At 73.9% G+C, this 22,042-nt stretch carries 16 protein-coding genes; 4 read left to right on the top strand and 12 right to left on the bottom strand.

Annotation, left to right across the window (positions count from 1 at the left end; all coding sequences use genetic code 11):
• Positions 1–142: 142 nt before the first annotated feature.
• Entirely contained in the window at positions 143–817 is a 675-nt protein-coding gene (locus WDV06_RS24085; protein WP_395511865.1) for an HNH endonuclease family protein, read from the bottom strand.
• A gap of 236 nt (positions 818–1,053) precedes the next feature.
• Here WDV06_RS24085 and WDV06_RS24080 point away from each other — a divergent pair, with 236 nt between their 5' ends.
• Both WDV06_RS24080 and pulA read left to right on the top strand, forming a co-directional pair.
• On the top strand, positions 1,054–2,790 hold the full coding sequence (locus WDV06_RS24080) for a carbohydrate-binding module family 20 domain-containing protein (RefSeq protein WP_395511864.1): 1,737 nt from the start codon (positions 1,054–1,056) through the stop codon (positions 2,788–2,790).
• Positions 2,791–2,871: 81 nt separating this feature from the next.
• Complete coding sequence (gene pulA, locus WDV06_RS24075; protein WP_395511863.1) at positions 2,872–8,268, top strand: pullulanase-type alpha-1,6-glucosidase; 5,397 nt, start codon at positions 2,872–2,874, stop codon at positions 8,266–8,268.
• A gap of 65 nt (positions 8,269–8,333) precedes the next feature.
• On the opposite strand, the gene WDV06_RS24070 is transcribed toward pulA, so the two are convergent.
• From WDV06_RS24070 to WDV06_RS24035, 8 genes are all read right to left on the bottom strand, one after another.
• Positions 8,334–8,927 carry a polysaccharide deacetylase gene (locus WDV06_RS24070; RefSeq protein WP_395511862.1) on the bottom strand — a complete coding sequence of 198 codons (594 nt, stop codon included), beginning with the start codon at positions 8,925–8,927 and terminating at the stop codon, positions 8,334–8,336.
• 157 nt (positions 8,928–9,084) lie between these two features.
• Positions 9,085–9,609, bottom strand: coding sequence for a GNAT family N-acetyltransferase (locus tag WDV06_RS24065; RefSeq protein ID WP_395511861.1), 525 nt, complete (start codon positions 9,607–9,609; stop codon positions 9,085–9,087).
• Positions 9,610–9,663: 54 nt separating this feature from the next.
• Complete coding sequence (locus WDV06_RS24060) at positions 9,664–10,380, bottom strand: TetR/AcrR family transcriptional regulator (protein ID WP_395511860.1); 717 nt, start codon at positions 10,378–10,380, stop codon at positions 9,664–9,666.
• A gap of 37 nt (positions 10,381–10,417) precedes the next feature.
• The gene (locus WDV06_RS24055; RefSeq protein WP_395511859.1) at positions 10,418–11,461 is read right to left on the bottom strand and encodes a PDR/VanB family oxidoreductase; all 1,044 of its coding nucleotides are present in this window, start codon (positions 11,459–11,461) and stop codon (positions 10,418–10,420) included.
• Positions 11,458–12,354 carry a metal-dependent hydrolase gene (locus tag WDV06_RS24050; RefSeq protein ID WP_395511858.1) on the bottom strand — a complete coding sequence of 299 codons (897 nt, stop codon included), beginning with the start codon at positions 12,352–12,354 and terminating at the stop codon, positions 11,458–11,460. The genes WDV06_RS24055 and WDV06_RS24050 overlap by 4 nt, the downstream gene beginning before the upstream one ends.
• A 145-nt stretch (positions 12,355–12,499) precedes the next feature.
• Positions 12,500–14,422: a hypothetical protein gene (locus WDV06_RS24045; protein ID WP_395511857.1), complete on the bottom strand. Its 1,923-nt coding sequence runs from the start codon at positions 14,420–14,422 to the stop codon at positions 12,500–12,502.
• A gap of 100 nt (positions 14,423–14,522) precedes the next feature.
• The gene (locus WDV06_RS24040; RefSeq protein WP_395511856.1) at positions 14,523–15,323 is read right to left on the bottom strand and encodes a tyrosine-protein phosphatase; all 801 of its coding nucleotides are present in this window, start codon (positions 15,321–15,323) and stop codon (positions 14,523–14,525) included.
• Positions 15,324–15,461: 138 nt separating this feature from the next.
• Positions 15,462–16,085, bottom strand: coding sequence for a rhomboid-like protein (locus WDV06_RS24035; protein ID WP_395511855.1), 624 nt, complete (start codon positions 16,083–16,085; stop codon positions 15,462–15,464).
• A gap of 65 nt (positions 16,086–16,150) precedes the next feature.
• Between WDV06_RS24035 and WDV06_RS24030 the strand changes: the two genes are divergently transcribed.
• Entirely contained in the window at positions 16,151–17,275 is a 1,125-nt protein-coding gene (locus WDV06_RS24030; RefSeq protein ID WP_395511854.1) for a hypothetical protein, read from the top strand.
• Positions 17,276–17,335: 60 nt separating this feature from the next.
• Complete coding sequence (locus tag WDV06_RS24025; RefSeq protein WP_395511853.1) at positions 17,336–18,823, top strand: PepSY-associated TM helix domain-containing protein; 1,488 nt, start codon at positions 17,336–17,338, stop codon at positions 18,821–18,823.
• Positions 18,824–18,879: 56 nt separating this feature from the next.
• On the opposite strand, the gene WDV06_RS24020 is transcribed toward WDV06_RS24025, so the two are convergent.
• From WDV06_RS24020 to glnII, 3 genes are all read right to left on the bottom strand, one after another.
• Complete coding sequence (locus WDV06_RS24020; protein ID WP_395511852.1) at positions 18,880–19,494, bottom strand: winged helix-turn-helix domain-containing protein; 615 nt, start codon at positions 19,492–19,494, stop codon at positions 18,880–18,882.
• A gap of 373 nt (positions 19,495–19,867) precedes the next feature.
• Complete coding sequence (locus WDV06_RS24015) at positions 19,868–20,824, bottom strand: DUF6891 domain-containing protein (RefSeq protein ID WP_395511851.1); 957 nt, start codon at positions 20,822–20,824, stop codon at positions 19,868–19,870.
• Positions 20,825–20,881: 57 nt separating this feature from the next.
• On the bottom strand, positions 20,882–21,901 hold the full coding sequence (gene glnII, locus WDV06_RS24010; RefSeq protein ID WP_395511850.1) for a glutamine synthetase: 1,020 nt from the start codon (positions 21,899–21,901) through the stop codon (positions 20,882–20,884).
• Between the last annotated feature and the right edge of the window lie 141 nt (positions 21,902–22,042).

Here is a 22,042-nt window from a genome sequence, read left to right as displayed (position 1 = left end):
CCCGGGGCGCCGCGGGTGGAGAACCGGGGGGGGGCCGCCGCGGGCCCGCCGTAAACCTACAAAACACGCGGCCCCGCCCGGGGGGGGGGGGGGGGGATCCCCCACCCCCACCCCTGTTTTTTCGGCCGCTGACGGGCTCGCGTCAGTCGCAGGTGTTGAGCATCTCGATGAGCTTGGTCCTCTCCGCCGCCGTGACGCTCAGGCCATACAGGCTCTTGATGTGCGTCCACGCCCTGGAGTAGGTGCACCAGTAGAAGGTGTTGGGCGGGGTCCACTGGTCGGGGGCCTGGTCGCCCTTGGAGCGGTTGGAGGCGGCGGAGACCGCGATGAGCTGGGAGTTGTCCAGGTCGTTCGCGAACCTCTTGCGCTTGGCCGTGTCCCAGGTGTCGGCGCCGGAGCGCCAGCCGTTGGCCAGCGGGACCATGTGGTCGATGTCGATCTTGGAGGCCGAGTCGACGGTCTTGTCGTCGTACTCGCTGTACCAGGTGCCCGTGATGGCGCGGCAGGCCGAGTCCTGGGTCACCTCGTGGCCGTCACGGGAGAGGACGACCTCGCGGGTGTCGCACTCCCCGTACTGCCGCGCCCAGTGCGGGAACATCGCCCGGCTGTAGCCGGCCATGGAGTGCGGGGGCTCGACGGTGAGCCGGTCCAGTTCGGCGCGGACGACGTCGGCCGGCGGGGGTTCGGGGAAGACCCTGCGGTGGAGGGCCGGGGCGGGCGCGGCCGGGGCGGCGCCGTGGGCCGGGGTGGGGGCGAGGACCGGCAGGGCGGTCAGGGCGAGGGCGGACAGGCCGCGCGCCGTCAGGTGCTTGATCACATCACGGGGTGTAGTCGCCGGGGCCGGGGCCGGCGGCGGGGCGGGGCCGTCGGCTAGGCCGCCTGGACCGACGGGTTCACCTGCAAAAACGGCACTGCGTGGGGCCGGATGCCACAGCTTGCCCGGCTACGTCGGAAACAATTCTGCAATCTCTTGCGCAAGGTCTTGCAACACTCCTGGGAGCCCCCTACGGTCGCGTGCAACCCCCCACGCCTTCCCGCCAGGAGGTCCCCCCCATGGCCAGATCCGTATCCGCGCGCACCGGCAGAGCCGGCCTCGCGGTGGCCGCGCTCGCCGCCGCCTCCCTCACCGCGCAGGCGCCGCAGGCGCAGGCCGCCCCGCCCGGGGACAAGGACGTCACCGCCGTGCTCTTCGAGTGGCGGTTCGACTCCGTCGCCAAGGCCTGCACCGACACCCTCGGTCCCGCCGGGTACGGGTACGTCCAGGTCTCGCCGCCGCAGGAGCACATACAGGGCTCCCAGTGGTGGACCTCGTACCAGCCCGTCAGCTACAAGATCGCCGGACGGCTCGGGGACCGGGCCTCCTTCAAGCGGATGATCGACACCTGCCACGCCGCCGGGGTCAAGGTCGTCGCCGACTCCGTCATCAACCACATGGCCGCCGGGGACGGGGTCGGGACCGGCGGCTCCTCGTACACGAAGTACGACTACCCCGGCGTCTACTCCGGCGCCGACATGGACGACTGCCGGGCGACCATCTCCAACTACCAGGACCGCGCCAACGTCCAGAACTGCGAGCTCGTCCAGCTCGCCGACCTCGACACCGGCGAGGCGTACGTACGCGGCCGGATCGCCGGCTACCTCAACGACCTGCTGTCACTGGGCGTCGACGGCTTCCGGATCGACGCCGCCAAGCACATGCCCGCCGCCGACCTGGCCAACATCAAGTCCCGCCTCACCAACCCCTCCGCCTACTGGAAGCAGGAGGCGATCTACGGGGCCGGCGAGGCCGTGCAGCCCGACGAGTACCTCGGCAACGGGGACGTGCAGGAGTTCCGGTACGCCCGCGACCTGAAGCGGGTCTTCCAGGGGGAGAAGCTCGCCTATCTGAAGAACTTCGGTGAGGGCTGGGGCTACATGCCCTCCGCGCAGTCAGCGGTCTTCGTCGACAACCACGACACCGAGCGGGTCGGCGACACCCTCAACTACAAGGACGGCGCGAACTACACCCTCGCCTCCGTCTTCATGCTGGCCTGGCCGTACGGCTCCCCGGACGTCCACTCCGGCTACGAGTGGACCGACAAGGACGCGGGCCCGCCCAACGGGGGCACCGTCAACGCCTGCTACACCGACGGGTGGAAGTGCCAGCACGCCTGGCCGGAGATCTCCTCGATGGTGGCCTTCCGCGCCACAGCCCGCGGCCAGGGCGTCACCGACTGGTGGGACAACGGGGGCAACCAGATCGCCTTCGGACGCGGGACCAAGGCGTACGTGGCCCTCAACCACGAGAGCGGCACCCTGACCCGGACCTTCCAGACCTCCCTCCCCGGCGGGACCTACTGCGACGTCCAGAGCGGTCGCGCCGTGACCGTCGACACCAGCGGCCGCTTCACCGCCACGCTCGCCCCCCAGACCGCCCTCGCCCTGCACACCGGCGCCCGCACCTGCACCGGCACCAGCTCCGGATCCGGCACCGGAACGGGGACGCCCTCCACCGCCGCCGGCGCCTCCTTCGCCGTCACCGCCACCACCGTCCCCGGCCAGGACGTCTACGTCACCGGCGACCGCCCCGAACTCGGCAACTGGAGCCCGGGCAGCACCACCCTCAAGCTCGACCCGGCCTCCTATCCCGTGTGGAAGCTCGACGTCACCCTCCCCGCCGGTACCGCGTTCTCCTACAAGTACGTCCGCAAGGACGCCTCCGGGAACGTCACCTGGGAGAGCGGGGCCAACCGCTCCGCCACCGTCCCGGCCAACGGCAAGGTCACCCTGACCGACACCTGGCGCAACTGACCCGGCGCCCCCGACCAGGGCCGCCCGGCACCCCTGACCCTGCCACGCCGGGCGGCCCTCACCTCCCCGAGGAGAGACCCCTTGATACGCCCCGCAGCGGGGATCGTCGCCGCCGCCCTGGCCGTGACCGTCCTGCCGGCCCTGCCCCACGGCGCGGCCGCCGCCACGCCCCCCGCCCCGCCCTCGGACGCGAAGCTCGCCGCCGAGCCCTCCCGGCACGACCTGACCCGCGAACAGTTCTACTTCGTGCTCCCGGACCGCTTCGCCAACGGCGACCCCCGCAACGACACCGGCGGACTGACCGGGACCCGGCTGCAGACCGGCCTGGACCCCACCGACAAGGGCTTCTACCAGGGCGGCGACCTCAAGGGGATCACCGACCGCCTCGACTACATCAAGGGGCTCGGCACCACCGCCATCTGGCTGGCGCCGATCTTCAAGAACCAGCCCGTGCAGGGCGAGGGCACCAACGCCTCCGCCGGGTACCACGGCTACTGGATCACCGACTTCACCCAGGTCGACCCGCACTTCGGCACCAACGCCGACCTGGCCCGCCTCATCGACAAGGCGCACGGCAAGGGGATGAAGGTCTTCTTCGACGTCATCACCAACCACACCGCGGACGTCGTCGACTACAAGGAGGGGTCCCACGACTACCTCTCCGAGGGAGCATTCCCCTACCTCACCAAGGACGGCGTCCCCTTCGACGACGCCGGCCACTCCGACGGGAAGAAGAAGTTCCCCGCCGTCGACGCCGCCCGCACCTTCCCCCGCACCCCCACCGTCCCGGCCGCGAAGAAGGACCTCAAGTCCCCGGGCTGGCTCAACGACCCGTCGATGTACCACAACCGGGGCGACTCCACCTTCGCCGGGGAATCGGCGGAGCAGGGGGACTTCGCCGGGCTCGACGACCTGTGGACCGAGCGCCCCGAGGTCGTCAGCGGCATGGAGAAGATCTACGAGAAGTGGGTCCGCGACTTCGCCGTCGACGGCTTCCGCATCGACACCGTCAAGCACGTCGACATGGACTTCTGGACCCAGTGGGCCACCGCCCTCGACCAGTACGCGGCCAAGCGCGGCCGCAAGAACTTCTTCATGTTCGGCGAGGTCTACTCCGCCGACACCGCCGTCACCTCCCCGTACGTGACCCGCGGCCGGCTCGACGCCACCCTCGACTTCCCGTTCCAGGACGCGGTCCGCGCCTACGCCTCCCAGGGCGCGCCCGCCGGACGCCTCGCCTCCGTCCTCGCGGACGACTACCGGTACACGACCGACAAGGCCAACGCCTACGAACAGGTGACCTTCCTCGGCAACCACGACATGGGCCGCTTCGGCAGCTTCCTGAAGCAGGACCGGCCCGGCGCAGGCGAGGCCGAGCTGCTGGACCGCTACCGGCTCGCCAACGAGCTGATGTTCCTCTCCCGCGGCAACCCGGTCGTGTACTCCGGTGACGAACAGGGCTTCACCGGCTCCGGCGGAGACAAGGACGCCCGCCAGCCGCTCTTCGCCACCCGGATCGCCGACTACCTCGACGACGACGAACTGGGCACCACCCGCACCGCCGCGAGCGACGCCTACGACCCGGAGCACCCGCTCTACCAGCAGATCAGTGCCCTCTCGAAGCTGGTGAAGGACCACCCGGCGCTGCGCGACGGCATCCAGGGCGAACGCCTCTCCGACGGCGCCGTCTACGCCTTCGCCCGCACCGACCCCGCGACCCGCACCGAGTACCTGGTCGCCGCCAACAACGCCGCCGAGCCGAGGACCGTCCGGATCGACGCCCCCGCCGGCGCCGTCTACCGCACCCTCTACGGGCGCTCCGCGGCCACCACCCCCAACGCCCTCTACTCCACCGGCCTGACCACCGCCTCCCCCGCCGGGAAGCTCACCATCACCGTTCCCGCCCTCGCCACCACCGTCCTGAAGGCCACCGCCCCCCTCCCCGTCCCCGCCACCGGACCCACCCTCACCCTCACGCCGCCCGCCCCCGGCGCCACCGGCACCGTGGAGCTGTCCGCCGACGCCCCGGGCGGCTCGCTCGACCGGGTCGTCTTCGCCGCGCAGACCGGCAACGGCCCCTGGAAGGTCCTCGGCTCCGCGGACCACGCCCCCTACAAGGTCACCCAGTCCCTCGACGCCACCACCCCCGCCGGCACCCCCCTGCGCTACAAGGCCGTGGCCGTCGACCCCGCCGGCCGCACCGCCTCCGCCCTCGCCGCGACCACCGCCGGGCAGACCCCGCCGCCCACACCCCCCACCGCCACCCAGCGCGACTACGCCGTCGTCCACTACAACCGCCCCGACGGCAACTACACCGACTGGCGCCTGTACGCCTGGGGCGACCTCGCCGACGGGGAGGCCACGCCCTGGCCCGAGGGGCATCCCTTCACCGGCCGTGACGCCTACGGCGCCTTCGCCCACGTCCGCCTGAAGCCCGGCGCCACCACCCTCGGCTACCTCGTCATCGACAAGGACGGCACCAAGGACGTCGCCGCCGACCGCACCCTCGACCTCAGCCGCAGCGGCGAGGTCTGGCTGGAACAGGGCAAGGAGACCGCCCGCACCGACCGCCCCGCCTACCCGCCCCAGGACCAGGCCAAGGCCGTCCTCCACTACCAGCGCCCCGACGGCGCCTACGACGGCTGGGGCCTGCACGTGTGGACCGGCGCCGCCACCCCCACCGACTGGTCCAAGCCCCTGCTCCCCGCCCGCACCGACTCCTACGGCGCGGTCTACGAGGTCCCCCTCGCCGCCGGCGCGACCAGCCTGAGCTACATCCTCCACAAGGGCGACGAGAAGGACCTCCCCGCCGACCAGTCCCTCGACCTCAGGGCCACCGGCCACGAGGTGTGGATGCTCGGCGGCCGCGAGAAGTACCTCCTGCCGCAGCCCGCCGGATCCGGCGCCGCCCTCGACCTCACCAAGGCCGAGGCCGTCTGGATCGACCGCGACACCCTCGCCTGGAACGCCCCCGCGACCGCCGCCTCCGCCCAGCTCCTCGCCTCCCGCGACGGTGGCATCACCGCCGAGGGCGGCGTCCTGCACGAAGCCGGGGCCCGGTGGCTGCGCCTGACCCGCTCCGCCCTCACCCCGGCCCAGAAGCAGAAGTTCCCGCACCTCTCCTCGTACTCCGCCTTCACCGTCGACCCCCGCGACCGCGACCGGGTCCGCGAGGCCCTGCGCGGCCAGCTCGTCGCGAGCGCCCGCGCCGCCAACGGCGCCGTCCTCGCCGCCACCGGCGTCCAGCTCGCCGGCGTCCTGGACGACCTCTACGCCGCGAACGCCGCCCGCACCCCCCTCGGCCCCGTCTTCGCGGACGGCCGCCCCACCCTCTCCGTCTGGGCCCCCACCGCCCAGCAGGTCGCCCTCGAACTCGACGGCCGCACCGTCCCCATGCGCCGCGACGACACCACGGGCGTCTGGTCCGTGCGCGGCGAACGCTCCTGGACCGGCAAGCCCTACCGCTACGCCGTCACCGTCTGGGCGCCCAGCACCCGCCGGATCGTCCGCAACCTCGTCACCGACCCCTACTCCACCGCCCTGACCACCGACTCCACCCACAGCCTCGCCGTCGACCTCGCCGACCCCAAGCTCGCCCCGCCCGGCTGGCGCGACCTGCGCAAGCCCGCCCCCGTCCCCTTCACCAGCGCCCAGATCCAGGAACTCCACATCCGCGACTTCTCCGTCGCGGACCCCACCAGCAAGCACCCGGGCCAGTACCTGGCCTTCACCGACACCGACTCCGCCGGCATGCGCCACCTGCGCGACCTCGCCGCCGCCGGCACGTCCTACGTCCACCTCCTGCCGGCCTTCGACTTCGGCAGCGTCCCGGAGGACCCCAAGGCCCGCACCGCACCCGCCTGCGACCTCAAGGCCTACGCCCCCGACTCCGAGGCCCAGCAGGCCTGCGTGGCGGCCGCCGCAGCCAAGGACGGCTTCAACTGGGGCTACGACCCGCTGCACTACACCGTCCCCGAGGGCTCGTACGCGAGCGACCCCAACGGCACCGCCCGCACCGTCGAGTTCCGCAGGATGGTCCAGTCGCTGAACGGGGCCGGGCTGCGCACCGTGATGGACGTGGTCTACAACCACACCGTGGCCTCCGGGCAGGCCGACCAGTCCGTCCTCGACCGCATCGTCCCCGGCTACTACCAGCGCCTCCTCGCCGACGGCAGCGTCGCCACCTCCACCTGCTGCTCCAACACCGCCCCCGAGAACGCCATGATGGGCCGCCTCGTCGTGGACTCCGTCGTCACCTGGGCCAGGCAGTACAAGGTCGACGGCTTCCGCTTCGACCTCATGGGCCACCACCCGAAGGCCAACATCCTGGCCGTCCGCAAGGCCCTCGACGAGCTGACCGTCGCCAAGGACGGGGTCGACGGGAAGAAGATCGTCCTCTACGGCGAGGGCTGGAACTTCGGCGAGGTCGCCGACGACGCCCGCTTCGTCCAGGCCACCCAGAAGAACATGGCCGGCACCGGCATCGCCACCTTCTCCGACCGCGCCCGCGACGCCGTGCGCGGCGGCGGACCCTTCGACGAGGACCCCCGCGTCCAGGGCTTCGCCACCGGCCTGTTCACCGACCCCAACGGCTCCCCGGCCAACGGCAGCCCGGACCAGCAGCGCGCCCGCCTCCTCCACGACCAGGACCTGCTCAAGGTCGGCCTGACCGGCAACCTGGCCCCGTACGCGTTCACCGACTCCACCGGCCGCCGCACCAAGGGCTCCGAGCTGGACTACAACGGCGCCCCGGCCGGCTACGCGGCCGCCCCCGGCGACGCCCTCGCCTACGCCGACGCCCACGACAACGAGTCCCTGTACGACGCCCTGGCCTACAAGCTCCCCGCCGGCACCTCCACCGCCGACCGCGCCCGCATGCAGGTCCTCGCCCTGGCGACGGCCGCGCTCTCCCAGGGCCCGGCCCTCTCCCAGGCGGGCAGCGACCTGCTCCGCTCGAAGTCCCTGGACCGCAACTCCTTCGACAGCGGCGACTGGTTCAACGCCCTGCACTGGGACTGCCGCGACGGCAACGGCTTCGGCCGCGGCCTGCCGCCCGCCGCCGACAACCGCGCCAAGTGGCCCTACGCCAAACCCCTGCTGACCGGACCGGTCCCCGGCTGCCCGGAGATCGGCGGAACCTCGGCCGCCTACCGCGACCTGCTGAGGATTCGTACGACCGAACCCGCCTTCGCGCTCACCACGGCCCAGGCGGTCCAGGACCGGCTGTCCTTCCCGCTGTCGGGCCCCGGCGAGACCCCGGGCGTCCTCACCATGGCCCTCGGCGACCTGGTCGTGGTCTTCAACGCCACCCCCACCGCCCAGGCCCAGCGCGTCCCCGCCCTCGCCGGTACCGGCTACGCCCTGCACCCGCTCCAGGCGGCCGGCGCCGACCCGGTGGTCAAGGCGTCGGCGTACGACCGGGCGGCGGGGGAGTTCACCACCCCGGCGCGCACGGTCGCGGTGTTCAAGCGCTCCTGACGCACCCGCACGCAGACGGGGTGGTGCCGGCCGCGGTCCGGCACCACCCCGTCACGCCGTCCGGCTCAGACCCAGACGCGGACGGCTTCCATCCGTCGGGACTGCCCGGTCGTGCCCACGTACACCGGGTTCCCGTTGAGAGCGTTCAGCCAGCCGTAGTCCGCCACGTGCGCCTGCGCGGCCACACTGCCGTTGCCGACCTGGAGGCCCAGTGCCTCCATCCGCCGGGACTGCCCGGTGGTGCCGACCGTCACCGCCTTGCCGTCGGCCGCGCACCGCCACCCCTGCCAGCCGATGTCGGCCAGATGCGCGTCGGCGCAGATCCCGCCGGTCCCGCCGGTCGCGATGGTCACGGCCTCCATCCGGCGGCTCTGCCCCGTGGTACCGGCCACGGCGCCGTCGCACACCGCCGGCTGCCAGCCGACGTCCTGTACGTGGGCGGCGTAACAGACCGTCCGCGCGGCCGGCGCGAGCGCGTGCTGCCGGGCGGCCGCCGCCTGGACGTCCGCGACCACCGAGGCCGGAGCCTCGGCCACCGCCCCGTCCCGCACCGGCGCCGACGGCCGCGGCTGCGCCCCCGCCACCCCCGCGGCCCCCAGCACGCCCGCCAGCGCCAGCCCCACGACGGCGCCCGCGGGCCTGCTCATGGAAATCCTCATGGTGTTCCCCTCCTGGTACCGACTGGTCGCGACCATCAGTACCGGCGGGCCGGGAACACGGGCAACCGGTCCCGGGGCGGACGGCCGAGAGCCGCCCCGGCATGGCGCGCACGGCGGGCTTGCGCCCCGCCCCGCCCCGTGCCGCCGCCGTCGCGGCTCAGACGTCGAGGCGCCGCTCCAGCAGGATCACCCCGTACACCCGGCCGTCGGCGGCCTGCTTCGACGGGAACTCACCCACGACCCGGTAGCCGGCGCCCTGGTAGTAGGCCAGCAGCCGCGGGTTCGTCGACACGCAGTCCAGTCGCGCCCGCTCCCGCCCGGTCCGCGCGATCCGCTGCTCGGCGTGTTCGAGGATCCGCAGCCCGGTCCCCGGAGCGGCCGTCTCGCGGTCCACCATCAGCCGGTGCACGTACCCGGCGACCGGCGGCTGGACCCCCCAGGCCTCCTCGTCGGACCACCACAGCTCGTACGCCCCGACGACCTGCCCGTCGGGGTCCGCGGCGAGCCACACTTCCCCGTCGCGCATCTTCCCGCGGAAGTGCGCGGCGTCCTTCTCGCCCGGCTTCCACTGGTCGATGCCCTGCTTGCGCATCCACCGGGCGGCCTGGTCGTACAGCTTCACCAGGATTCCGGCGTCCTTCTCCTCGGCCGCCCGGAACACGATCCCGTCGTCAATGATCACGCGGGCATTATCGCCAGCCGCGCCGTCCGGGCCCACCCGGCCCCGGACGGACCGTCACCTGTCCTGTCCGCCCTCCCGCGGCCCCGGCACCAGCGCAGCCAGCCGTCCGACCAGCTCGCCGAAGGGCCCGTCCGCCGGCTCGCCGGCCAGGATGTCCACCAGGATCCCCGCCATCTCCTCGTCGTACGCGGCGCTCACGGCGGCCAGCGCCGCGAAGTCGTGCACCAGCTGGAGTTCCAGCTCGGCCCGCGGGATCCGCCGCCCGTCCAGCCACAGCAGCGCCGTCGACTCGGCCAGCGACACCCAGGACCGCACCACCAGCTCCAGCCGGGCGGGGGGCTGCCGGACGCCGATGTGCAGCAGGATCTGCTCGTAGGCGGCCTGCCGCACCTCGTCGATCATCGCGTTGGCCCGGCTGCTGCCCGCGGCCGGACCGCCGCGCAGCAACGCCGAGAAGCCGGGCCCGTGTTCGTCGACGAACGCGAAGTACCGGCCCATCACCCGCAGCAGCCGGGCGCCGAGCGGACCCTCGTGCGGTTCGACGAACCGCTCGGCCAGCTCGTCGGCGGCCCGCCGCAGCGCGGCCTCGTACAGGCTCAGCTTGCCCGGGAAGTAGTGGTAGACGAGCGGCCGGGATATCCCCGCCGCCGCCGCGATCTCGTCGATCGACACGTCGTCGGGGGAGCGGTGGCTGAACAGCTCCAGGGCAACCCCGATCAGCTGCTGCCGCCGCTCCTCGACACCCATCCTGCGCCGCACCCCGGTCGTCATGCCGACACCCTACTTCGAGGGCGGGCGGGCCACTTGTTCAGAGGTCCAGCGTCAGCCGGTCCGAGGCGGCGCGCGAAACGCACAGCAGCATCGAGTCCACGCGCTCCTCGTCCGTCAGGAGCTCGTCGCGGTGGTCGACCGCGCCCGCCAGGACCCGGTGCCGGCAGGTCCCGCAGAAGCCCTGCTCACAGGAGTACGGGGTGTCGGGCAGGACCCGGCGCACCGCGCTCAGCGCCGACTCGCCCGCCCCGACCTCCACCGCGCCGCCCGTGCGGGCGAGTTCGACGGTGAAGGCCCGCGCCGGTCCGGTCACCGCCGCGCCGAACCGCTCCAGGCGCACCGCCGACGGGTCGGGCGCCGCCGCCCGGACCGCATCCATCAGCGGCTCCGGGCCGCAGCAGTACACCAGCGTGCCCGGCCGGAGTCCGGCCAGCGGGGCCAGGTCGGGCAGGCCCGCCTCGTCCTGCGCGACGACCGTGACCCGGTCCCCGTACGCGGCGAGTTCGGGCAGGAAGGGCATCGACGCCCGTGAGCGGCCCGCGTACAGCAGGGTCCAGCCGGCGCCCGCCTGCGTGGCGGCGCGGAGCATGGGCAGGACCGGGGTGATGCCGATGCCGCCCGCGACGAAGGCGTACGCGGGGGCGGGCAGCAGCTCGAACCGGTTGCGCGGCGCCCGCACCTCCAGCTCGGAGCCCTCCACCAGCTGGGCGTGCGCCTCGCGGGAGCCCCCGCGCCCGTCCTCGACCAGCCGGACGGCGATCGTGTAGCGGCCGGCGTCGGCCGGGTCTCCGCACAGCGAGTACTGGCGCACCAGCCCCGACGGCAGCCGTACGTCCACGTGCGCCCCCGGGGTCCAGGCCGGCAGCTCGCCGGACTCCAGCACCAGCCGCAGCACCCCCGCGGCGGGCTCGGTGCGCGAGACGATCAGCGTGCGCAGCCAGCGGCGCGGGGAGCGGCCCGATATCGGGGTCTCCAGTGCGGGGAGGGGCCACAGGGGGGAGCGGCCGATGCGCCTGCGCAGCGCGCGCCGGGTGAGGACGGCGGCCCCCGCCACCGCCGTGACGGCCAGGGCCCGCCTCACGGCCGTACCCCGCCGTTGGCGCCGGGGGAGGAGGCCAGGTAGGCCGCGGCCTGGGCGGTGGATCCTTCCTGGGAGGGGTGGTAGGTCCGCGAGAGGTACGTCGGGATCGACCGCAGCATGGCCCCCGTGGAGGGCAGGACCCCTCGCCGTCCCGCCCGGACGAACTGGCCGAGGGACGCCTTGGCGCCGGGCCGCAGGGGGTCGTTCTCCACGAAGAAGCGGGTGCCGCGCTGCCACAGGAACACCAGGGCGGCGAAAGCGGTGGCCCAGGTCCGGGCCCGGCGGCGGTAGTTGCCGTCCACGTGCATGAACAGGTCGAAGGCGACGGAGCGGTGCTCGACCTCCTCCGCACCGTGCCAGCGCAGCAGGTCCAGCATCATCGGGTCGGCGCCGCGCCGGTCCAGCTCCTGCGCGTTGAGCACCCAGTCGCCGAGGAAGGCCGTGTAGTGCTCGATCGCGGCGATCATCGCGACGCGTTCCATCAGCCACCAGGTGCGGGCCCGGCCGGGCGGCAGGGTGCGGTCGCCGAGGAGCTTCTCGAAGAGCCAGTCGACCTGGGCGGTGTAGGGGGTGGGGTCCAGTCCGAGACGCCCCAGGTGGGGGAGCACGTCGTCGTGCGCGGCGGCGTGCATGGCCTCCTGCCCGATGAACCCGACGACGTCCGCCCGCAGCCGCTCGTCCGTGATGTACGGGAGCACCTGCTTGTAGACGTGCACGAACCAGCGCTCACCCGCGGGCAGCAGCAGGTGCAGCACGTTGATGGTGTGTCCGGCGAACGGCTCGCCGGGCAGCCAGTGCAGGGGGGTGTCCTCCCAGGAGAAGGAGACGTTCCGCGCCTGGAGGTCCATGTGTTCCGACGCCACGGGGGCGGGGGCGAGCGGCGTATTAGACATGGCGTCAATGTACTGAGGGGTACGCCCGAGGAAAACCCCTCCGACGCCACGGAATCCCCCGGGGGCAGCCCCTCCAGGGGCGCGGGGAGCCACGCGACCGGCCACGACCAGCCCGCAGTCGACCGACCACCCGAGCCCCCGGAACCTAGCGGAGCGCCCCGGCCCGGGTCCCGTCCGTCAGCTTCCCTGACAGGTCCACCTGCGCACCCTCCGGCGCCTTCACCGCCAGCCGGTTGCCGTTCGCGCTGCCGTTCACCCCGCCGCCCGTCGCCGTCAGGGAGGCGAACTGCGCGCTGCCCGCGGCCAGGACGTACCACTGCCCCGCCCGGGACTTCCACAGCACCCCGGCCAGCACCCGCGGTTCCCGCGGCCCGCAGGCCGCCGATCCCTCCGCCTTGGCCGCCTGCGCGGCCAGCGCCGCCCCCGGCGCCAGGAACTGCACCTGGACCCGGTCCGCCGTCCCCTGCCAGGTCTCCGCCCGGCTGCACAGCCAGGTCGCCGCCCCGTCGCCCTCCGGCAGGGGCTGCTTCGCGTACGTCCACGCGTTGACGGACCGCACCCCGTGCGAGCGCACCGATGCCAGCAGGCACGCCGTCTTCGACCACTCGCCGAGCTCCGCCGCCTCCGTCACGTCCCGGGCGGCCCCCGGCGCTCCCGAGGTCAGCCGGGCCGGGGTCAGCTCGCCCAGGTCGGTGACCAGCCGGGTGGCCCCGTCACCGGTCAGGGCCAGCGCGTTCCAGCCGGTGCACTCGCCGTTCGCCGCCGGCCCCTGCACCGGCGGGGTGAGCCCGTCCGGGGTGAGCTTCAGCGCGGCCGGCTCCGCACCGGGCTTCAGCAGGTCGCGCACGGCGGCGCCGGTGACCCAGGGCGCCGTCAGGTAGCGGACGTTGCCGTCGACCCGGCTGAGCACCAGGGCCGTCGCGGTGTCCGCCGTCGCCCCGTCGGTCCGCGCGAAGTCCAGGGCCGCGCCGGCCGTCCCGTTGCGCGGCTCGGCGTAGCGCACCACCCGCAGCCCGTCGTACAGCAGCACCACCACCGCCTGGTCCACGTTCCCGGCGAACAGCAGCTGTGCCGGGCCCATCGGCGGCCCCGACGGGGTCCCGGGGGTGGCCGAGACCACCACCGCCTTGCCCGGGCGGGCCCACACGGCCAGCGCCCGCCGCAGCAGGCCGGTGTCCCCGGCCCGGTCTCCGCGTGCCGGCCAGGCGGAGTAGTCGGTACGGGAGGACGTGCGCCACGCGGCGGGCGCGACCCGTACCAGCTGCCCCGGGTCCAGGGCCTGCTCCGCCGCGGCGTTGCGCGCGTACGGCGGCGCGGCGGGCCCGTCCGCGCCCCAGCCGCCGCCCGGCAGGGCCAGCAGCGCCCCGCACACCGCGAGGGCGGCCGCCCCGGCCATCGCCGCGCGGGCGAAGCGGCGGCGGCGCAGCAGGTCGGTGGGCCGGGCCTGGAGCACGCACGGGTCGAACTCGGGAGAGGCGAACAGGGCGTCGTGCGCGGGGTCCCCGGACTCCGCGACAGCCGCGGCCGGGTCGGCCACCCCGGCCTCCGCCAGCACCCGCAGCACGTCCGGCTCCGCCAGCCCTTCCAGCGCCCGCAGCACGCACGCCGCCCGGCCCGGGCCGTTCAGGGTGGCCAGCCACTGGTCCAGGGCCAGCTCCTCGGCCCCGCCCGCCCGGGGGAACAGCCGCAGCCCCCACACCTGCGGGAGCAGCGCCGGCAGCTGCCCGCGCAGGGGGAGCTTCCTGAAGGTCAGCGGGATCCCCGCCTCCAGCGCGGACCGCAGCACCCGCAGCCGCACGTACGCGTATCCGGACTCGGGCCCGCCCAGCCCGCCCCGCTGCGCCGGCACCCCGCCCTGCGCCGCCGAGGTGTCGGCGGCCCGCCGCCCGCGCGGCAGCGCGCGCTGGGTCAGCGAATGGGCGGTGAGCACCCGCCGGGTGCGGCCGAGGGAGGGCGGCAGCACCAGGTAGGCGAGCCGCACCAGCCGGGGGTAGTGCTCGACGATGGCGGCCTCGGCCTGCTCGACATCGGGGGGCAGGGGGCGGGTGGCGGTATCCGGCGCAGTCACGTTCAGCAGAACGAGCGAATCGTGGGATGGTCACCAGCACCAGCGCACACGTTCGGATGAACCGTGCGCGCAGGGCGTGACGCCGGGCCCGCTCGTCCGGTCAGGCGACGAGCCGGGCGCGCAGCGCCTCGACCGTCTCGTCCGGGACCTTCAGGCCCTCGCGGACGTACTTCTCCATCGAACCGAAGCGCAGGTAGAGCTCGTCGAGCCCGGCCTCCAGGTACGCGGGGAACACGCCGATCAGCGCCAGCGCGATGTCCGGGTCCCCGCCGGCGGCGGTGAAGCCCTCGATCATCGGGGCGAACGCCGCCTTCACCGCCGGGTTCACCGACAGGTACTCGGCCATCAGTGTGTCCTCGTCGGCGCCGAGCAGCGACAGCAGCACCGTCGCGCCCCAGCCCGTACGGTCCTTGCCGGCCGTGCAGTGGAACAGCAGCGGGCCCGCCTGCGGGTCGGCGGCCTCGGTCAGCAGCGTCCGGTACGCGGCGTGCGCGGAGGCGGTGGTGACGAAGGAGCGGTAGACCGAGCCGAACAGCGCCTGGGCCTTGCCGTCACCCAGGTGCTCCTCGGCCACCACCGGGTCGACGAGGAGGTCCTTGAGCTGCGCGGCGGCCGGCATCCGGGCCTCGCTGATCTTGTCCGCCAGGACGTCGCGCACCAGCAGGCGGACGCCGTCCGGTATCCGGTCCGGGTGGTCGGCGCGCTCGGCGTCGCTGCGGAAGTCGATGACCGTGCGCAGGCCCAGCGCGGCCACGGCCGGGTCGGCGTCGAGGTCGAGCCGGTCGAGGGCGCCGGAGCGCAGCAGCAGTCCGGAGCGGACGGTACGGCCGCCGGCGAGCGGGGTGCCACCGAGGTCGCGGAGGTTGGCGACGGTGGTGGAGGGCGTGGCGGTGGCGGTCATCGTGGCGGCTCCAGCGTTCTGCGCGCGGCGCGGGAGGGCCCGGCCGCGCGGGGTGAGGCGACCCGTGTCATGCGGGTCGTACGGGTCCTGCGGGTCCTGCCGGGCGCGACGCGGTGGCGGCCGCGGGCACGCCCTTGCTCAGATATGAGTGATTTTCCGATGGTTTGATCCGGAAAGATAATCGACGGCGAACGAGACCCCGATGCCGAGGCCCAGCGCCACGAGGTGGCCGGCGTCGGTGAAGGTCCGCTCCCGCCGCAGCACCGGCCGCACGGCGAGGGCCAGCAGCCCGGCCCGGGCCGTCGTGCGCACCGCTCCGCGGGGCAGGGCCGAGGTCAGCGCCCCGAGCACCGCGTTGAACCCGTAGCTGGTGCCGACGTCCACGGCCCGACGGGTCTCCCGGTCGGCCGTGCGGCGCAGCGCCCCGTAGACGAGGAGCGTCGCCGAGGCGTGCCCGAAGAGGAAGACCGCGGCCGTCCACCAGGCCCCGTACGCGTACTCCGCGTACCCCAGCACCGCGACCAGCAGCAGGGCGTACGGCAGCGGCATCGGCTCCTCGACGACGAGCGCGCTGCTCAGCAGGGTCTCCCAGCGGCCGCCGTCGAGGTTGTCGACGTTCGTCGAGCAGTCGCGCAGCATCCGCTCCCGCTCGGCCGGGGCCAGCCGCTCCAGGGCGTGGGCCCCGAGCTGGACCCCGCCGGCGTAGAGCGCGCCGAGCGGCCCGAGGCGCGGCTTCGACCATGACCATGGCTGTGGATTCACCCGTCCATGATCGGATACGGGTCCGGCGCGTGGGGCGCCGGGCCCCGTGAGAGCATGACCGGGACATGTCTGAACCCCGCCCCCGCGTGCCGATGCGCGCCCCGCGCGCCGCGATGTTCGCGGCGGTGTGCGTGGCGCTGGCCGCCGTGGGGCACGCCCGCATGTCGGGCACGGACATCCCGCTGCCCGCGCTCCTGGGCGCCTTCGCCGGGACCGCCGCCCTCGCCTGGGCGGCCGCCGGACGCCGCTGCGGCCCGCTCGGCATCACGGCGGCGCTGCTGGCGGTGCAGGGCGCCCTGCACGTCGCCTTCTCCGCCGGCCAGGGCCACGCCCACGGCTCCGCCCCGATGGCCGGCCACCACCGCGCGTCGCGGCACCCGGCCGGATCGGCCGCCCCCGGCCCAGGGCTCCCCGACGCCGGGTCGGCGCATGCGTCCGGCCTGGCCGATGCCGGGTCGGCCCACGTGTCCGGGCCGGCCGACGGTGGGGCGGTTCACCTGCCGGGGCCGGCCGATGCCGCCGGGGCGCCCCCCGGGCCTGGGCCGGCCGATGCCGGGTCGGCCCACGTCCCCGGGTTGGCCGATGCCGCCTCCGCGCATGCGTCCGGGCTGGCCGATGCCGCTTCGGCGCATGCGTCCGGGGTCGCCGACGTCGCCGGGGCGGCCCGCTCCGTCGGGCTGCACGACCCGGCCGCCCTGGCGCACTCGACCGGCCTGATCGACACCGCGGGACTGGCCGACGCCACCGGCATGGCCCACTCCGGCATGGCCCATGCCAACGGGATGGCCTCCGCCACCGGTATGGCGGACGGGGTGGATTCCGCCATCGGGTGGGTCGTCGAAGTGTTCGGGATGGCCGGGCACGGCGGTTTCGGGATGGTCGCCGCGCACCTGATCGCCGGGGTCTTCTGCGCCCTCTGGCTCGCCTGGGGCGAGGCGGCCGTGTTCGGGCTGGCCGGGGCCCTCGGCGCCGTCGCCCTGCTGGCCGCCCGCCCGCTCGCCCGCGTCCTCGTACTGCTCCGCACCCGGCCCGCCCCGGTACCCGGCCCGCCCGCGCAACGCCCCGCGTACCGCCCGCCGCGCCGCCTGCGCGGAGCCGTCCACGCCCACACGGCCGTACGCCGGGGCCCGCCCGGTCGGCGAGACACCCGCACCACGGCCCTCCGGCCGCTCCCCGCCCGCGCCCACTGACCGGCGCACGCGGCGAGACCGGGGGCCGATTCCCCTGTTTCGCCGAACCTCAGGACCGACATGTCCCTTGACGACCTCACGGACGCCCCCCGGCAGGACGCCGACCCCGGCGCCACGGCGCGATCCGCACCCGGATCCACCGCAGCCCCCCGGACCGGCGCAGCCGGAGGGTGGGCCGCCCTGCGGCCGCTGCTGCTGCGCATGCACTTCTACGCCGGGCTGCTCATAGCCCCGGCGCTCTTCCTCGCCGCCGCCACCGGCCTGCTGTACGCCGGGTCCTGGCAGGCCGAGCGGATCCTGTACTCCCACGAGCTGACCGTGGACACCGTCGGCGAGGCCCCCGTCCCCCTCGGCACCCAGGTGAAGGCGGCCAGGACCGCCGAGCCCCAGGGCAAGGTCGTCGGCGTGTGGCCGGCCCCTGAGCCCGACGCCACCACCCGGGTGATCATGGAGGACCCGCGGCTGGAGGAAGGGAAGACCCTCACCGTCTTCGTCGACCCCTACACCGCCGAGGTCCGCGGACAGCTCACCACCAGCGGTGACGCGCTTCCGCTGCGGGCCTGGCTGAGCGAGTTCCACGCCAGCCTCCAGCTCGGCGAGTTCGGCCGGAACTACAGCGAACTCGCCGCCAGCTGGCTCTGGGTGGTCACCCTCGGCGGCCTCGCCCTGTGGATCGGCCGCCGCCGCACCCGCAAGGCCCTGCTCGTCGTCCCCGACCGCACGGCCACCGGCCGCCGCAAGACCCTCTCCTGGCACGGCAGCGTCGGCCTCTGGGCCGCCGTGGGCCTCGTCGGCCTCTCCGCGACCGGTCTGACCTGGTCGAAGTACGCCGGCGAGAACATCGGACAGCTCCAGGACCGCCTCGGCGGTGCCACCCCCTCCGTCGCCGCCAAGCTCACCCCGGGCGCCGGGGCCGCCGACGGCGGCGGCGAGCACGCCGGGCACGTCATGCCCGACGGCACGGAGATGTCCATGCCGATGCCGGCCACCGACATCGGCATCGACAAGGCCGTCGCCGCCGCCCGTGCCGCAGGGGTCACCGAGAGCCTGCGCGTCACCCTGCCCGCCCAGGGCAAGGGCTACGTGGTCAAGGAGGCCGACAAGACCCTCCCCGTGCACCTTGACTCGGTCGCCGTCGACCCCGCCGACGGGCGGATCATGGACGAGCTGCGGTTCGCGGACTACCCGCTGCTCGCGCAGCTGACCCGCTTCGGGATCGACCTGCACATGGGCCTGACCTTCGGGATCGCCAACCAGATCGCGCTGGCCGCGCTCGCCGTCGCGGTGATGTACCTGATCGTCTGGGGCTACCGGATGTGGTGGCTGCGCAGGCCCACCGGGGGGCGCGCCCTCTCCGTCGGACGCGCCCAGCCGCGCGGGGCCTGGCGCAGGCTGCCGGTGACCGTGCTGCTGCCGTTCGCCGGTGTGACCGCGGCGGTGGGATGGTTCGTCCCGCTGCTGGGGATCAGCCTGCTGGCCTTCCTCGTACTGGACGTGGCCCTCGGCTTCGTCGCCCGCAGGCGGGCGACGGCGGCCCGGGCCGCGTAACGGCGACGGCGGGCCCGCACGCGCTCAGCCGCGTACGGGCCCGCCGTGGTCCGCCGTCACGGCGTGTACTTGTACCCCACGCGGCGGACCGTCTGGATCGCGCCGCGGTGCGCCGCGCCCAGCTTGCGCCGCAGGCGGGCGATGTGGACGTCGACCGTGCGGCCGTCGCCGACGTGGCCGTACCCCCACACCGTGGTGACCAGCTGGTCCCGGCTGTGCACCCGGTGCGGGTGGGCCACCAGGTGGGCGAGGAGCTCGAACTCCAGGTAGGTGAGGTCCAGCAGCTCGCCGTCCACCTCCGCGGTGCGCTGCGCGGTGTCGATCCGCACGAGCGCGTCTCCGGTCGTCGTCGAGGCCTGCGCCGCAGGCTGGACGGGCGCGACCGGTCCCGGCACGGGAACGGACTGAGGGGCGAAGGCGATCGGCTGCTGGTCGGCCGGTACGAGGACCAGGTAGCCGACCATCGGCGGCTGGCCCGGCAGGGTGGGAACGGCGTGCTGGGGCGCGGGCAGCCAGGTGGCGCCCGGCGGGAGCAGGTCCACGACCCGGGCCACCTCGTCCCGCTCCACGGCCCGCAGCCGGTGGCGCGCACCGTTCGGGAAGGGCGGGAAGGGAAGGGGGGTGGAGGTCGCAGCGGAGACGGCAGAAGCGATGGAGCGGGTGTTCGCCATGAGTGGTCAGCTCTTTCACGCGGAGTGGTCGGCAGAAGACGTACGTGTGCATGGGCACGTGTGCGAATGCACGTAGTCGTTGCGTACCGCGCAGACCGAAGGCCCCGGGCGGGTCTGGTGAGAGGTCCCGGAAGGCTTTAGAGGGCCGGCGCGTTCTCGGCGCGGCAACACACCCGGTCGAAATCGTGGTCCTGACGGGACGGCCAGAACGGCTCCAGGTCGCTGCGACCTGTCGGGGAGTACGAATAGCTGGCCATGGGCGTCATTGAAGCAGAAACCACGGGCGCCGGGCAGGCCGCGTCTCACTTGGTGGATCGGAATCTCATATTCCGTCGTCAAGTCTTCGTCAGGCCGTCACAATCCCGACAAACCATCAACAGGAAAGCCGCTTCCGCCAGTCCAGTCCCGTCACCCGTATCGCATCCTGGGCTGATCCGTCCCACACCCATGCCAGCCCCACGCCGTCCAGCGCGGCGACCACCTCCCGCCCCACCGAGACGGTCACCTCCGCTTCGCACTCGAAGCCCCCGTAGTGCAGGAAGAGGTCCCCGCCCGCGGCCGCGCCCTCCGTGGACTGGGAGTGGAAGAAGACGAACCCCCGCGCGTCCTCCGCGCCCGCGGCGTGGATCTCCGCCAGCCCGCAGCCGCGGCAGCAGGTGAAGTGCTCGCGGGCGGTGATCCCGCCCGCGTCCAGCGCGGCGAACGCCCGTCCCAGCCGCTCCGGATCGGTCTCGCCCACCCAGCCGGCCTGCTCCGCGACCCGCTCCCGCCACAGCCGGTCGACCAGTTCCCCGGCCTGGGCCCGGGACACCGGCCGGACGTCACCGTCCACCAGGTACTCCTCGGCGCTCTCGGTCAGCCGCGCCCGGCCCTCGTACCCGCAGCGCAGCCACCCCCGCACGGCCTCGGCCAGCTCCGCCTCCACCTCGGGATCCAGCGGCGCCACCTCCTCCCCGGGGAACTCCATCCGTTCCCAGACCGGCCCGCGGTCCCACCCCTCCTCCCGGGCGGCCCAGCGGAACATCACCTCCGCCACCTCGGCCGCCGTGGCCAGACGGGTGTGGAAGTGCCGGTCCGGGGCACCCGCCCGGTGCTCCAGCTCGTAGTCGCCGCCGCTCTCGTGCCACACCTGGACGTAGACGTCGGGCTCGTCCGGGATCCGGTCCACGACGAGGAAGCGGCCCCCGGGCTCGCCCAGGCGCGCCACGAGCGCGGACAGCGGCCCGTGCGCCTCGGGGCCGTGGAGGTCGTGGGAGCCGCCGGGCTCGGTGCGGACTCGGACCGTCGGCCGGACCGGCGCCGGCTGCGTGAGCGTGATGTCGGGGTGCATGACCACAGGGTGGCAGGGGCCACTGACAACGCGCCGCGGGTGCTCCGGGTGGTCCGGTCAGACGAGGCCGTCGCGCTCCAGACCGGTGCAGCAGGTGTCCACGATCAGGCGGGTCACCACGTACGGGTCCACGTTCGCGTTCGGTCGGCGGTCCTCGATGTAGCCCTTGCCGTCCTGCTCCACCTGCCACGGGATGCGGACCGACGCGCCGCGGTCAGAGACCCCGTAGCTGAACTCGTTCCAGGGCGCCGTCTCGTGCAGGCCCGTCAGGCGCTCGTCGATGCCCGCGCCGTAGTTCTTGACGTGGTCCAGCGGCTTGCTGCCCTCGCCCAGTGCCTCGCAGGCCGAGATGATCGCGCGGTAGTCCTGGCGCATCGCCTTCGTGGAGAAGTTGGTGTGCGCGCCCGCCCCGTTCCAGTCGCCCTTGACCGGCTTCGGGTTCAGCGTCGCCGACACGTTGAACTCCTCCGCCGTGCGGTACAGCAGCCAGCGCGCGATCCACAGCTGGTCGGAGACCTCCAGCGGGCCGACCGGACCGACCTGGAACTCCCACTGGCCGGGCATGACCTCGGCGTTGATGCCGGAGATCTCCAGGCCGGCGGCGAGGCAGTGGTCCAGGTGCTTCTCGACGATCTCGCGGCCGAAGATCTCGTCCGCGCCGACCCCGCAGTAGTAGCCGCCCTGCGCAGCCGGGAACCCGCCGACCGGGAAGCCGAGCGGGCGGGCGCCGTCGAAGAACGTGTACTCCTGCTCGATGCCGAAGACCGGCTCCTGCGCGGCGAACTTCTCGGCGACGGGACGCAGCAGCGCGCGGGTGTTCGACTCGTGCGGGGTCATGTCGATGTTCAGGACCTCGCACAGCACCAGGATGTTCTCCCCGCCGCGGATCGGGTCCGGGCAGGAGAAGACCGGCTGGAGCACGCGGTCGGAGGCGTGGCCCTCCGCCTGGTTCGTGCTGGAGCCGTCGAAGCCCCAGACCGGCAGCTCCGCGCCGTCCTTCAGGATCTTCGTCTTGGAGCGGAGCTTCGCCGTCGGCTCGGTGCCGTCGATCCAGATGTACTCAGCCTTGTAGCTCACGGGCCCATCCATCCTGACTCTGCGGGTGCTGCGTCTTGGCTGGAAGCGTCCCCCTTGGCGATTTCTCGTCCGTTGCCCGTTTGTGAACCCCTTGTTACCGGGGTTTACGCCGCAGGTCGGGCGGCTCGTGCGGGTTGACCG

Origin of the sequence: Streptomyces racemochromogenes, assembly GCF_044129415.1 — a bacterium.
GTDB lineage: Bacteria > Actinomycetota > Actinomycetes > Streptomycetales > Streptomycetaceae > Streptomyces > Streptomyces racemochromogenes_A.
The sequence above is the reverse complement of the archived record's forward strand: the minus strand, read 5'-3'. Positions and strand labels throughout refer to the sequence as shown.

Bases quoted from the DNA above. Each gene is read 5' to 3' on its own strand.
- WDV06_RS24020 (WP_395511852.1), bottom strand. From the start codon at position 19,494: ATGGCGAACACCCGCTCCATCGCTTCTGCCGTCTCCGCTGCGACCTCC.
- WDV06_RS24015 (WP_395511851.1), bottom strand. From the start codon at position 20,824: ATGCACCCCGACATCACGCTCACGCAGCCGGCGCCGGTCCGGCCGACG.
- WDV06_RS24070 (WP_395511862.1), bottom strand. From the start codon at position 8,927: ATGAGGATTTCCATGAGCAGGCCCGCGGGCGCCGTCGTGGGGCTGGCG.
- WDV06_RS24025 (WP_395511853.1), top strand. From the start codon at position 17,336: ATGTCCCTTGACGACCTCACGGACGCCCCCCGGCAGGACGCCGACCCC.
- WDV06_RS24040 (WP_395511856.1), bottom strand. From the start codon at position 15,323: ATGACCGCCACCGCCACGCCCTCCACCACCGTCGCCAACCTCCGCGAC.
- WDV06_RS24050 (WP_395511858.1), bottom strand. From the start codon at position 12,354: ATGTCTAATACGCCGCTCGCCCCCGCCCCCGTGGCGTCGGAACACATG.
- WDV06_RS24030 (WP_395511854.1), top strand. From the start codon at position 16,151: ATGTCTGAACCCCGCCCCCGCGTGCCGATGCGCGCCCCGCGCGCCGCG.
- WDV06_RS24060 (WP_395511860.1), bottom strand. From the start codon at position 10,380: ATGACGACCGGGGTGCGGCGCAGGATGGGTGTCGAGGAGCGGCGGCAG.
- WDV06_RS24080 (WP_395511864.1), top strand. From the start codon at position 1,054: ATGGCCAGATCCGTATCCGCGCGCACCGGCAGAGCCGGCCTCGCGGTG.